Raw genomic sequence first — 12,033 nt, 5'->3', positions numbered from 1 at the left:
CAAGAGGAGCACGAACCGTATCTTTATGCAACTTTTATAGACCGACGGTCGGTCTAGTGCTATGTCTGCTATCGCCCTACGTTCGGATTCGATGATGGAGGGAGAGTTTCTTGCGACGGCTACGCTGGACTGTTGGCATCGTTTTTGTCGCGGCGGCTGCCGCTGTCGGCGCTTGGTATCTGTGGCAGCCGGCCAAGGTTTCGGTCGTGACGCCACAACGCGGCGACGCGGCGGAAATCGTTTACGCGAGTGGCTCCGTCGAGCCGCAAACCTGGGCCAAGGTCACTCCCGTGGTCCGCGAGAGGATCGTCGAGCAATGTAATTGCGAGGGGTCGAGGGTTGCACAAGGCGACGTGCTCGCCAAGCTCGACGACAGCGAAGCCCGGGCCGTGCTTGGCGAGCTCGAAGCGCGCCAGGCGCTTGCCCAGGAAGAGCTTCGGCGGCTGACGGTGCTTGCTGAAAGGCGTGCGGCGAGCCAGCAGGCGCTCGATCGTGCGCAGAGCGAGCTCGGCCAGATCGAGGCGCTGGTTGCCGGACAGAAAGCGCGACTCGACACCTACGTCTTACGTGCGCCGAGCGCCGGTGTCGTGCTCAGGCAGGACGGCGAGGTGGGTGAAGTCGCCGAGCTCGGCACGGTGTTGTTCTGGGTCGGCGAGCCCAAGCCACTCCTGGTGGTCGCCGAGGTCAACGAGGAGGACATACCCCGGGTCGAGGTCGGCCAGCGCGCGCTGCTTAAATCCGATGCGTTTCTCAGGCAGAACCTGGAAGCGGTGGTCGACAGCATCACGCCCAAGGGCGATCCGGTGACGAAGACCTATCGCGTCCGTTTCCGCCTGCCGGACGACACGCCGCTTCGTATAGGCATGTCGACCGACGTGAACATCGTCATCCGCGTTGCGAAAAATGCCCTGTTGATCCCGTCCGCTGCGATGGATGGGAACAAGGTGTTCGTAGTCGAAGGCGACAAGGCCTCGCGGCGTGAAATCCGAACGGGCATTCGCGGCACCAATGGCGTCGAGGTTCTGTCGGGTGCCGACGGGAAGGTTGGTGTCGACGAGAAGGCTCGCGTCATCTCGCCCTATCCCGCCGATCTGGCCGATGGAGGGCGCGTAAGCATCACCGCCGCTCAGGAGAGATAAAGCTACGATGCCGCTCATCTTCGACATCGCCATCACGCATATCGCCGGCCGCGGTCGCCAGACGCTGGTTGCCGTGATCGGCGTTGCGGTCGGTGTCGGATTCTCCATCGCCATGGCGGCGCTGATGCAGGGCGGGCAGGACGATTTCGTCAGGCAGCTCGTCGACACGATGCCGCATGTCGACATCACCGACGAGCAGCGCACCGCTCGCCGACAGCCAGCCGAGGATGCCTTCGCGACAGTTGCGATCTCCGGGCTCAGGCCGCGCGACGATCGCCGCGGCATCATCAATCCGACCGCCGCATTCCTGGCTCGAGAGCTGGCTTCCCGGCCGGTTCGCGGCAAGCCTCAAAGCGCAAGGGGTGATCCGCTATTCCAGCCGCGAAGTGGGCGCGGCGATCATTGGGATCGAACCGGAGCGCGAGTCCGGCGTGTCGCCGATCGTCGGAGACTTCGTCGAAGGCAGCTTTTCGGCACTTGCCGCGGGCGGCAATAACGTGCTCATCGGCGACACGATGGCGAGCCGACTCGGCGCCGGGTTCGGCGACACGATAACGGCGGTCTCCTCCGAAGGGCTGACGCGCAACTTCAAGATCGCTGGCCTGTTCCACACCGGCACCACCGCGCGCGACGAAGGTGAGGCCTATGTGCTGCTGAAGAACGCGCAGATCCTCTCCGCGCGGCCGAACGCCATCAACGAGATCCGCATCAAGCTCGACGATCCCAACCGCGCTCCGGCGGTGGCGCACCGTGCCGAGGCCGAACTGGGCTACAAAGCCGTGGCGTGGCAGGAGGCGAATGAATCGATCCTCTAAGCGCTCGTCGTGCGCAACGTCATCATGTACACCGTCGTCGGCGCGATCATGCTGGTCGCTGGCTTCGGCATCTACAACATCATCTCCACGATCACACATGAGAAGGCGCGCGATATCGCCATCATGAAATCGCTTGGCTTCCCGGAGTCCGACATGCGCCGGCTCTTTCTGCTGGAAGGCGTGGCCATCGGTGCTGCCGGCTCCGTGCTCGGCGCGCTGCTCGGCTTCTCCATGACCTATGCGCTGTCGCTGGTGCGCTTCGAGATCGCCGCGACCGGCCAGGAGATGACCCGGCTACCGATCGCCTGGAGCTTGATGCACTACGTCATCGCGTCGGCTTTCGCGCTGGGCTCGGCGGCAGTGGCCGGCTACCTGCCGGCGCGCCGTGCGGCGCGCCTGAACCCTGTCGAGATCATCAGAGGCGCGTCATGAGCGCACTCATCGAGGCCGAGAAACTGACGCGCGTGTTGCCTGAGACGGTTCCCGTCACGCTGGTCAAGGACATCACGCTCGCGATCGACGAGAGAGAATTCGTCGCCGTCACCGGTCCCTCCGGCTCCGGCAAATCCTCATTGCTCTATCTGCTCGGGCTGCTCGACCGGCCGACCGCTGGGACGTTGAGAATAGGCGGCCGCGACACCGAGCCGATGAATGAAAGGGAGCGCGCGCGGACCAGGCTTTCGATGTTGGGCTTCGTGTTCCAGTTTCATTTTCTGCTGCCGGAGTTCACGGCGCGCGAAAATGTCGAAATCCCAATGCGCAAGCTGGGCCGACTGGCGCGGCCCGAGATGCGCGAACGGGCAGGGGAGCTGCTTTCATCCCTCGGGCTCGGCGAGCATCTCGACAAGCGGCCTGACCAGCTCTCTGGCGGCCAGCGTCAGCGGGTCGCGGTGGCGCGCTCGCTCGCCAACGACCCGCCGCTTATCCTGGCCGATGAGCCGACGGGGAGCCTCGACAGCAAGAGCTCCGAGCAGGTTTTTGCAATCCTGGAGAATCTGGTGCGCGAGCGCGGCAAGACCGTCGTGGCGGTTACGCATGATCTCGACATGGCGGCGCGCATGGATCGCCGCATTCACATCGTGGACGGGAAGATCGGCTGATCAGCTTCTTCGGTTGCCGGGGCCATGGGGCAGGGCGCGTTTGATGCGATCGAGGGCATCTTTTCCGACAGCTTCGGCGCCGGCGTCAGCGAAGGATCGTCACGACACCGCCTTTCTTGCCCGCTCGAATATGGGAATGACGTTGTTGTTGTTCGATGGTCGCTCGCCGTTACCCATCACCCGGTCGAGGTCGCCGCGCTTGCGAAGGCGGGCCGCATCCAGAAGCATGCTGCCGGCCCAGCGATAGACATTGTTGTCGCGGACCATCTCACGCATGGGTCGCATGCGCTCGCGCTGTTCCTCCGGCGTCATGGTCAGCGCCTGCAGCAGCACCTCGCTCGTCATAGCCGTATCGTACGGATTGACGATCAATGCCTCCAGAAGCTCGCGCGAAGCGCCGGCAAAGGTGCTGAGCAACAACACACCCTGTTCGTCGTCGCGCGCTGCCACGAATTCCTTGGCCACCAAGTTCATGCCGTCATGCAGGCTGGTGACCATGCATATGTCGGCGGCGCGATAGATCTCGTAGACCTGTTCCTGCGCGTGATGTTTGTCTATCATCAGGACAGGACTGTAATCCTCGCTGCCGTAGCGCTGGTTGATATCTTCGACATAGCGACGGCATTCATCATGGAGTTGCCTGTAAGCCGGGAGCGTGCCCCGGCTGGGTGCCGCGATCTGAAGCAGAACCAGTTTCCCGACCCATTCGGGATGTCTCGTGAACAATTCTTCCAGCGCCCGGAAACGGTCGAGAATGCCCTTCGTGTAGTCGAGACGTTCGACGCCGACGCACAGTTTGACATCCGCTTTCAGTCCGAACCTCTCGCGCAGGCGGGTGCGGCATTCTTCGACCTCGGGCAGTTTCGCCAAAAGTTCGGCCGGCCATTCTATGGAGATGGGATAGGCGTGCACCAGCGTCGTCTGTCCGCCGTAGGAGATCGCCGCATCGGCCCGTTCTATACGGCTTTCCAGGAAGCGATCGACGCTTTCGGCGAAATTATTGGCATGGAACTGGGTATGAAAGCCGATGATGGAGCTGCCGAGCAGGCCTTCCAGGACCCGTTCACGCCAAGGGCAGATGCTGTACACTTCCGGGTTGGGCCACGGGATATGCCAGAAAGTGATGACGATCGCCTCGGGCAGGCGCTCGCGGATCATGCGCGGCAAGAGCGCGAAATGGTAGTCCTGGACCAGCACAATCGGCCGCGCGTTGCGCGCTTCGGCAACCACCGTATCAGCGAACTTCCGGTTGACGGACTCATAGGCCTCCCAATCCGACGCGCGGAAAATCGGGCGGGTGAAGGCGATATGGCAAAGCGGCCACAGACCTTCATTGGCGAAGCCCAGATAGTAGCCCTTGTATTCTTGCTCTGTCAGCCAGACCCTGCGCAGCGCGTAGGACGGATTGCCAGGCGGCACCTCAACCCGGTCGTTCTTGTCGACCACGAGACGGTCCGCTGTTCCGCCGCCGTAGGCGATCCAGGTGCCGGCACAGGCGCGGGTGATCGGCTCGAGCGCGGAAACCAGCCCGCTGGCCGGTACCAAGAGCTCGACGCCATCATCCCCGATGTTGTGGATGTAGGGCTCGCGGTTGGATACCACGATCACCTGCGTTTCCGGCAGATCGTCGGCCAGAATCTTGCGCAAGGTGTCGGGCGACCATGTGATCAGCGCTGCATCGACCGCGTGTCCGTTCTTTTCAAACTCTCGCAGCACTTTGCGAGCCGCTTCCGAAGCCACGTCCTCGCCTGAAGCGTATGCGACAGCTGGCGTGTGGCTGTGGCGTCGTTGGAATGCCGAGAATACCACGGCAGCAGCGGAAAGGCCGAGGCTTGCAAGGATCAGAAGCAAGAGAACCTCTATGCCATAGTCTGACATTGGAACAGCGTTTTCCCTTTGGCCGGTCGGTGGCCATTTTTCTTTGTTTTTCGAAGCCGGCCACTGGTGACATGCCGCTGTGCGCCGGCATGATTTGCAACGCACGGATGGGCCATCGGTTCCGGTAGTTGGAGCGAGGCGGCAATTCGATATGCAAAGCCAAACTAGGTCCGAACGATGAGCGGCACCAAGCCCTCGTGCCGGTCGGCGAGATAGGCGACGACCCTATCGCCGACGCGCTGAAATGTCAGATCCACCGCCCTTGCGCCAACGCCCAGATGCCTCAGCGTGAGCATGTCGATACCAATCGGCAGCCTGGGCCGGGTGACGTGGATTTCGCCCTTCCAGCCGTCGATCTCCAGGCCGAGACAGGCCTGCATCAGCATGAAGGCAGACCCGGCCGACCACGCCTGCGGCAAGCAGGCGACGGGATAGGCGATCGGCGCTTCGCCCGGCGCGCGGGTAAAACCGCAGAACAGTTCGGGCAACCGCATGTTGAAATGGACCGCCGATTCGAAGGTGCTGCTCATCAGCCGGACCACGCTTTCACGCTCGCCAAAGCGTGCCAGACCGGCGCCGCACATGGCGGTGTCATGTGGCCAGATCGAACCGTTGTGGTACGACATCGGGTTGAAGAACACAGCATCGTCGGCGAGCGTCCTCAGCCCCCAACCCGAATGGAAGGACGCCGAAAGCAGCTGGTCGGCGACCATCTGCGCCCGCATCGGCTCGGGGAGCCCGACATAGAGAAGATGCCCGACATTAGACGTCCGCACCTTGCAGGGCTCGCCGGCGCCGTCGATCGCCAAGGCATAGAAGCCGAGATCGTCCAGCCAGAAATGGCGTTCCACGGAGGTGCGCATCGCCTCGGCGCGGCTGTCCCAATGATCGGCCCTGTCGTCCTCGCCGCGGCGACGGGCGAGCGCCGCCAGCCCCCGGAACGCGGCAAAGACATAGCCTTGCACCTCCACCAGGGCGATCGGTCCCTTTGGTATTCGGCCATCTGCATGGAAGACGGAATCGATACTGTCCTTCCATCCCTGGTTGGTGAGGCCGGACGCGGCGGCACGCTGATAGGTAACGAAGCCGGTCGGCCGGCTTGCGTCCTCGGTCCATTCAGCCGCCGCGCAGAGCGACGGCCACAGGCTGTCGACAAACGCCATGTCTCCGGTGCGGTCCGCATAGGCGCAGGCGAGATGGATGTAGAGCGGCGTCGTGTCGACACCGCCATAGTAGCGGCCGAAGGGGAGCTCCCTCAGTGCCGCCATTTCACCTTTGCGGGTCTCGTGCATGATCTTACCCGGCTGCGAGTCGCTGAACGGCGATGTTTCCGTCGCCTGGTGCTGGGCAAGGAAGGCCAGCACGCCTCGCGCCAAGCCCGGGTTAAGCCACAGCATCTGCAACGCGGAGATCACGCCGTCGCGGCCGAACGCCGTCGAAAACCAAGGAATGCCCGCATAGGGGTAGGGTCCGGTCGTAAGCTCGGTGGTCAGCAGCGCCACATCCGCGCGGGCGCGCGCGACCCAATCGTTGAAGACGCGCCCGGAACTATGCACCGTGGCACCATGGCGGCGCTTGGCCCGCATGCCGAAGCGAGCCCGGGCCGCGGCGGCGCGGTAGCGATCGCGGTTCGGCGTTTCCGCGACCTCGGGACCAACCTCGACATACAGCACCTTGCTGCTGCGCCTCGTCACGGCAATCAGGAAATCCGCATGGTCGGCCGCCAGATGGTCCGGCGCCTGCGAGAACGATATCGCCGACATCCGCGCCAGCCCGTCCAATCCGTCGTAGCGAAGCAGGACGGAGGTCGCATCCGTCTCGGCAGCATGGGCCATACCGCGCTTTAGCCTTGTCGAGCCGCGCACTTCGAACATGTCGCGGAAATCGGCGGCAAAGTGCAGCGAAACGCGGATGGTGGAGTGTTCCTGGCTGTAATTGGAAAGGGTGATGCGTTCAAACAGCCGGTCCTGCCAAAGCAGGCGGACACGTTCGATATGGATCGCGCCCTGCGGAATGTCTCGGCCGCGGACGCTCTGCATCGGCAGATTAGTCAGGTTGGAGGTGAAGAGCACATTGTCCTGACTGAGCGACGCGCCGAGCAGCGACGTTTGCCGGCCGCCGACTGTCAGCCGGAATTCGGAAAGCACTCGCGTGTCGTCACGGAAGAAACCGTCGCCGGCGCCGCGGATATCGCCGTAAGCGTCGGCCACGGCAAAACAATCGCCTTGCTTGAGGGCGAACAGCCGGTGCGGCTCCCGCGGTGCGGTGGCGTCCAGGGAGGCAAGTGCCACCGCGGGATCAAGCTTGCGCTCGTCGAGTTGGGTCATTCGCTATACATCTCTCTCGTTCGCTCTGCGCCCCCGAGGTAACGCCGCTTACGACGCCCTTGCTTCGGCCGAGGCACCGATCAGGCGCGCATAGGCGGAAACATAGTCGCGGGTCATTCTTTTAGCGGAAAACCGCCTTTCGAAGACAGCCCGCACCTCCCGCCTGTCGAGCCGCAGCATGCCGGGCACAGACGCGACCGCGTCCTCCATGGAATCCACGATAAAACCGGTCACGCCCTGATCGACGATCTCCGGCATGGCGCCGCAGTTCCAGGCGATCACCGGAGTGCCGCAGGCCATCGCCTCTATTACGGCGAGACCGAACGGCTCGGGCCAGTCGATCGGGAATATGAGGCCTGCTGCCTTGCCCAGGAACTCCGCCTTCTGGTCCTCCTCGATCTCGCCGACATAGTCGACACGGTCACCGTCGACCAGCGGCTCGACCATCTTGCGGAAATAGGCGCGGTCGTCATCGCCGACCTTTGCCGCAAGCTTCAGTTTCAGCCCCGAGCGCAGCGCGACCTCGATGGCACGATCCGGACGTTTGTCGCGCGACATCCGGCCAAGGAAGGCGAGGTACGGCTTCCCTGGGCTCGTTTCGAAAACCGGTTTGTAGATCTCGGTCGGCAGCCCGTGGTGGATCGTCGCCAACCAGTTCGCGTTGGCGAGCCCCGTTCTTTGGCTACGGGAAACGGAGATCATCGGAAAGCGTGGAAAACGCTCATAGGCCGGCGCCAAATCGACATAGTCGAGCCGGCCATGCGGCGTCGTCACCGTCCGCTCGGGCATGTGCTCGAAGAAGGAAAAGTGCAGAAAATGGCTGAGGTGAAAGTGAATAATATCAAATTCTTGAGCTTGTTTCCTCACCTTGGAAAGCATCGAAAGATGCGCGGCTGTGTCGGATTTCAGCGGGCGCGGGTCAAGACGCAGCGCTCGCTCGCGACACGGTACCAATTTTGCCGACGTCCTTGTATCGCCACTGGCGAACAAGGTTACGTCATGGCCAAGCTCGACCAATCCTTCGGTCAGATAGGAGACAATGCGCTCCGTACCTCCATAGAGCCGGGGCGGCACGGATTCATGGAGCGGCGCCACATGGGCTATTCTCATAGTCTGGCGTTTCCCTCAAAGATCATCGCTGAAGTCGAAATGCATCAGCCCCCCGAACGTTCCCGCAACGGCAAGAAGTCGGGCGATGACTGGCGATTCACTCAGCTGGTCCGCAGCCATTTATCAAGGCCGTGGGCATTTTTGCCGGGAACCAATTGGCTGGCCGTGAATTTAACTAGGTTCGATCGAACGCATCGCGATCGACCGGGAGGAACAAATGGATCGCCTACAATTCTTTTCGCCTGTGCGGATTTCGCACGGGCAGGGACAGCCTGTGGAGGACATTGAGGGCGTTAATGAAGCGATGGCGTTTTTGCGGAAATGGCCGAGAGGACGGCGCGGGCCGGTGTATCAATGCGCGCTGAACTGCTGCGCTGCGGCTCTGGCAGGTCAGATGTCTGCCGAGGAAGCAAGAAAGGCTTTTGCGGGCTTTGCCCGGATCACCCGGTTGCTGGATGACGACATGACGCTGCCGATAGGCAGCGAAAAGATGGACAGCGTATACACGCCGAGGCGATAGACGCCCGCCCACTTTTCTTCAATCTAGCGCTGTGTCGGAGCCGGCGTGCCTGTCGGGACGCTATATCCACCTTCTAAATCGAATGCCGGCTTCATCGAATGCGCGCACCATTTGAGCTTCCAGGGCGCGCTTCTCCCGTCTCGCGGGATTCCTCAGTTTAAGAGAGTGGAATTCCACATAGGCGGCATATAGATCACGATGGGTCCCAGCCCTGATCAAATCATCAAGAATTTCGTACTCTGCCCCTTCGACGTCGAGCTTGAGAACGATCACATCATATAGCTTACGCTTTGTCCGAATCATCTGTGAGAGCGAAAACGTTTCGACGAGGTCCGGCGCAAATCGCTGCGATTGATACAGGCTTCCGTTGTGGTCCAAGACTAGCGAGCAACTTTGGTGGGTGGCCTCCGACCGTTCTGGAGGGGGGCCAAACAATTCAGCGTAGCCATCTTTCACGCTTGCCGCCTTTGCGACAATCTCCATAGTCAAATTTTCTGCGCGCAAAGCATTAAGCTGAGCAAGGCAATTCTTGTTGGGTTCGATCAAAACGTAATCGTATCTATCGGGCGTGTAGTATGCAGAAAAGTATCTAAACCCTTGGCCTATATTTGAGCCGCAATCGATAAACAATCCGCGACTTCGCTTTGTCAAATTGAGATGGGACAATGCCTGCCTTGCATCAGACGCAACGCGAGGGCGAAGCCCTTGCGATCTAAGCGGCTCGGTCAGCGACAGGGCCGACAACTGGAGGAGTCGACCAGGTCCCTCGGTTCGTAAGACCTCTAAGGATTGCTTGATCTTTCCCATGACCCCTCATTGCCAATAGCACTGCCGGCTCCGTTGCGGCCTAGCATCCTCAGTTTTTAAGAACCCGCTTGCTGCTTTGCCCGCGGAACTGACGTCTACCGGATTCTCTCCAAGCTCAGACACGCATCGCCTTGTGCGGGAGAAGGGCAGGTCCACTCATCTTCAATTTCTAGCCATTGAGATATGAACTCTCATCCTACGAATGAATGACAGGCCATACACGTTTCGCCGAAACACTGCGCAACGAAACCAGCGCGGTTCCTTTGGCCTGCTGCTGGTTCAGGGGAACCGGCACTTTAAGCTAATCTTGCCGTTTCCTGGAGCTCCACGGGCTGAGGGTAGCCTGCTTTGCAAGACATGAGGGGAATCGACTATGCCGAAATGGCCTAGAATGGTTTTGGGGACGGTCCGCGCCAGAGCATCCACGCTCGCCAAAGAGACAGGCTTCAGGTGCAGTTTGTCCACCTGTCTCTGTTGGCGACCGCTGGCCCTCGCGCGATCTCGTTTCCCGCCAGCTCTTCAGGTCACAAAGAATGCGCCTGCCGTAACCGAGAGACCTGGAGAAAGGGTGGCGAACTGTGTTTGAGCTGCGCCGCCGATGCCGTCGCTGTCGAAGGAGAGCGCTCCAGTTGAACTGTTGTAGATAACATGGTCGGAGCTATCATCCGCGGCCTTACCCGCAAAGAAAGCGTCGGATGTGAGCGTGCCCAACTTGAGCCCGGCAAAAATCGCGTCGTCGAGGTGGATCTTGTTCTGGGACGAATTGAAGTCGGTAATCCTGTCGACATTGCCGTTACCAAGGGCGCTATTGAAGACGAAAATGTCGTTGCCGCCAAAGCCGCTCAACTTGTCGGCACCGCCGCCGCCGTTGATGACGTTGGCGCCGGCATTGCCCTGGATGGTTTGGGCCAACTCGTTGCCGGTCAGGTTGATTGCCGTGGTACCGGCGTCGTTCGTGGTGCCAAGGACTTCAATCGACGAGCCGGCTGAAAGCGCATAGCTCACAGAGGTCCACACCCTGTCTTGACCCTGGCCAGCGGACTCGATCACCCTATCGCCGGCATGGTCGACATAGTAATCGTCGTTGCCGCCAAAGCCGCTCAACTTGTCAGCACCGCCGCCGCCGTTGATGACGTTGGCGCCGGCATTGGCCTGGATGGTCTGGGCCAATTCGTTGCCGGTGAGGTTGATCGCCGTGGTACCGGCGTCCTTCGTGGTGCCAAGGACTTCAATCGACGAGCCGGCTGAGAGCGCATAGTCCACAGCGGTCCACACCCTGTCTTGACCTTGGCCAGAGGACTCGACCACCTTATCGCCGGCACTGTCGAGATAGTAATCATCATTGCCGCCATGGCCGGCCATTGTGTGGGCACCGGTTGCCCGAAGAACATCGGCTCCGCTGGTGCCGTCGAGTTTATCGGTAGCCGGAGGTGGGGTGTCGGTAGGAGGTGGGTTGTCGGTAGGAGGCGGGTTGTTGGTTGGAGGCGGGGTGGTCGTGCTGGTGTTGTGTTGCAGGAAAAAGGATTGCATTGACGAAGTGTTGCCAAGCGAGGTTTCGCCGTTCTGCGAGGCCCATTTATAGGCCATGTCAAAGGCAGGATTGGGAACCAGCCTTTCCCAGTGGTCCATCATGGTCTGCATCTGAGACGTGGTGGGCATGACATACGACCCGCCCGTATTGGTCGCCCAGCCGCCGCCGCCAAACGCCTGATAGACCGGAATGATCGCGCTCTGCGGGATGCCTGCTTCCAACGCCGCAGCCACGGCTCTATCAATGTAGTTGAAGTCCACCGCAGTTGTGCGCACCGGATAAGGGTTTATTCCATAATAATCGATGCCAGTGTTGGCAGGATTGTAGGTATTGGAATAGTCCGAATCTGCGAACGACCCCATGTCCATCAGGGTGATAAAAGTCTTGGCGCCCGGAAAATGGGAATGGATCCAGTCGGATTCCGCCTTCAGGTTGGCAGCGCTCACCTGGGTATGGTACTTGCCGGTGGGATCAGGCTCATCAGTCAGGAAAAATCCAAGAACCTTCGGATTGCCGATGAGAGGCGTTACCTTGTCGATAAAGGACTGGGTTACCCCGTTGCTCTCGCCGAGCCAGATCAGGGCCTTCGAGCCTTCCGGCAACGCGTTGACCGATGACGCGTATTGAAGATCAACCAGGTTGAAACCAGCGGCCTTGGCCTGGGCGGCTGACGCGCCCCAAGTGTAGTGCATTGTGGCCATGCGAATATCCTCGTCTGATTCGACAGCCCCCGTTCCCCTGCCTACTCGACGGCCCATATTAGCGCCTAATCAATTAGCGACATGCCATTGATAGAATCATTGATC

8 protein-coding genes and 1 pseudogene are annotated in these 12,033 nt (G+C 60.9%); 4 read left to right on the top strand and 5 right to left on the bottom strand.

Going from position 1 to position 12,033, the window contains the following annotated elements; translation table 11 throughout:
• Positions 1-110 precede the first annotated feature (110 nt).
• From RPG13_RS21255 to RPG13_RS21245, 3 genes and pseudogenes are all read left to right on the top strand, one after another.
• Positions 111-1,139, top strand: coding sequence for an efflux RND transporter periplasmic adaptor subunit (locus RPG13_RS21255; protein WP_095485222.1), 1,029 nt, complete (start codon positions 111-113; stop codon positions 1,137-1,139).
• Positions 1,140-1,146: 7 nt separating this feature from the next.
• Positions 1,147-2,386 (top strand): annotated as a pseudogene (locus RPG13_RS21250) (ABC transporter permease).
• Positions 2,383-3,054, top strand: a complete 672-nt coding sequence (locus RPG13_RS21245; RefSeq protein WP_095485220.1) for an ABC transporter ATP-binding protein — start codon at positions 2,383-2,385, stop codon at positions 3,052-3,054. Before RPG13_RS21250 ends, RPG13_RS21245 begins: the two are co-directional and overlap by 4 nt.
• 99 nt (positions 3,055-3,153) lie before the next feature.
• Here RPG13_RS21245 and RPG13_RS21240 read toward each other — a convergent pair whose 3' ends face one another.
• From RPG13_RS21240 to RPG13_RS21230, 3 genes are all read right to left on the bottom strand, one after another.
• Entirely contained in the window at positions 3,154-4,932 is a 1,779-nt protein-coding gene (locus RPG13_RS21240; RefSeq protein ID WP_128286414.1) for an alpha,alpha-trehalose-phosphate synthase (UDP-forming), read from the bottom strand.
• 164 nt (positions 4,933-5,096) lie between these two features.
• The gene (locus RPG13_RS21235; protein ID WP_095485218.1) at positions 5,097-7,259 is read right to left on the bottom strand and encodes an amylo-alpha-1,6-glucosidase; all 2,163 of its coding nucleotides are present in this window, start codon (positions 7,257-7,259) and stop codon (positions 5,097-5,099) included.
• A gap of 48 nt (positions 7,260-7,307) precedes the next feature.
• Positions 7,308-8,369: a glycosyltransferase family 4 protein gene (locus RPG13_RS21230; RefSeq protein ID WP_337125945.1), complete on the bottom strand. Its 1,062-nt coding sequence runs from the start codon at positions 8,367-8,369 to the stop codon at positions 7,308-7,310.
• A 217-nt stretch (positions 8,370-8,586) separates the two neighbouring features.
• Between RPG13_RS21230 and RPG13_RS21225 the strand changes: the two genes are divergently transcribed.
• Positions 8,587-8,889 (top strand): DUF982 domain-containing protein, encoded by a 303-nt coding sequence (locus tag RPG13_RS21225; protein ID WP_128286412.1) that lies wholly within the window; start codon positions 8,587-8,589, stop codon positions 8,887-8,889.
• Positions 8,890-8,949: 60 nt separating this feature from the next.
• Here the strand turns inward: RPG13_RS21225 and RPG13_RS21220 are convergent, their stop codons facing one another.
• Both RPG13_RS21220 and RPG13_RS21215 read right to left on the bottom strand, forming a co-directional pair.
• Complete coding sequence (locus tag RPG13_RS21220) at positions 8,950-9,696, bottom strand: FkbM family methyltransferase (RefSeq protein ID WP_337125944.1); 747 nt, start codon at positions 9,694-9,696, stop codon at positions 8,950-8,952.
• A gap of 519 nt (positions 9,697-10,215) precedes the next feature.
• Positions 10,216-11,928 (bottom strand): calcium-binding protein, encoded by a 1,713-nt coding sequence (locus RPG13_RS21215; RefSeq protein WP_337125943.1) that lies wholly within the window; start codon positions 11,926-11,928, stop codon positions 10,216-10,218.
• Between the last annotated feature and the right edge of the window lie 105 nt (positions 11,929-12,033).

It is taken from the genome of Mesorhizobium sp. ISC15, assembly GCF_037162615.1.
Lineage (GTDB): Bacteria > Pseudomonadota > Alphaproteobacteria > Rhizobiales > Rhizobiaceae > Mesorhizobium > Mesorhizobium mediterraneum.
The sequence above is the reverse complement of the archived record's forward strand: the minus strand, read 5'-3'. Positions and strand labels throughout refer to the sequence as shown.

Coding starts and splice junctions, on each gene's coding strand:
- RPG13_RS21245 (WP_095485220.1), top strand. CDS start 2,383: ATGAGCGCACTCATCGAGGCCGAGAAACTGACGCGCGTGTTGCCTGAG.
- RPG13_RS21240 (WP_128286414.1), bottom strand. CDS start 4,932: ATGTCAGACTATGGCATAGAGGTTCTCTTGCTTCTGATCCTTGCAAGC.
- RPG13_RS21235 (WP_095485218.1), bottom strand. CDS start 7,259: ATGACCCAACTCGACGAGCGCAAGCTTGATCCCGCGGTGGCACTTGCC.
- RPG13_RS21230 (WP_337125945.1), bottom strand. CDS start 8,369: ATGAGAATAGCCCATGTGGCGCCGCTCCATGAATCCGTGCCGCCCCGG.
- RPG13_RS21225 (WP_128286412.1), top strand. CDS start 8,587: ATGGATCGCCTACAATTCTTTTCGCCTGTGCGGATTTCGCACGGGCAG.
- RPG13_RS21220 (WP_337125944.1), bottom strand. CDS start 9,696: ATGGGAAAGATCAAGCAATCCTTAGAGGTCTTACGAACCGAGGGACCT.
- RPG13_RS21215 (WP_337125943.1), bottom strand. CDS start 11,928: ATGGCCACAATGCACTACACTTGGGGCGCGTCAGCCGCCCAGGCCAAG.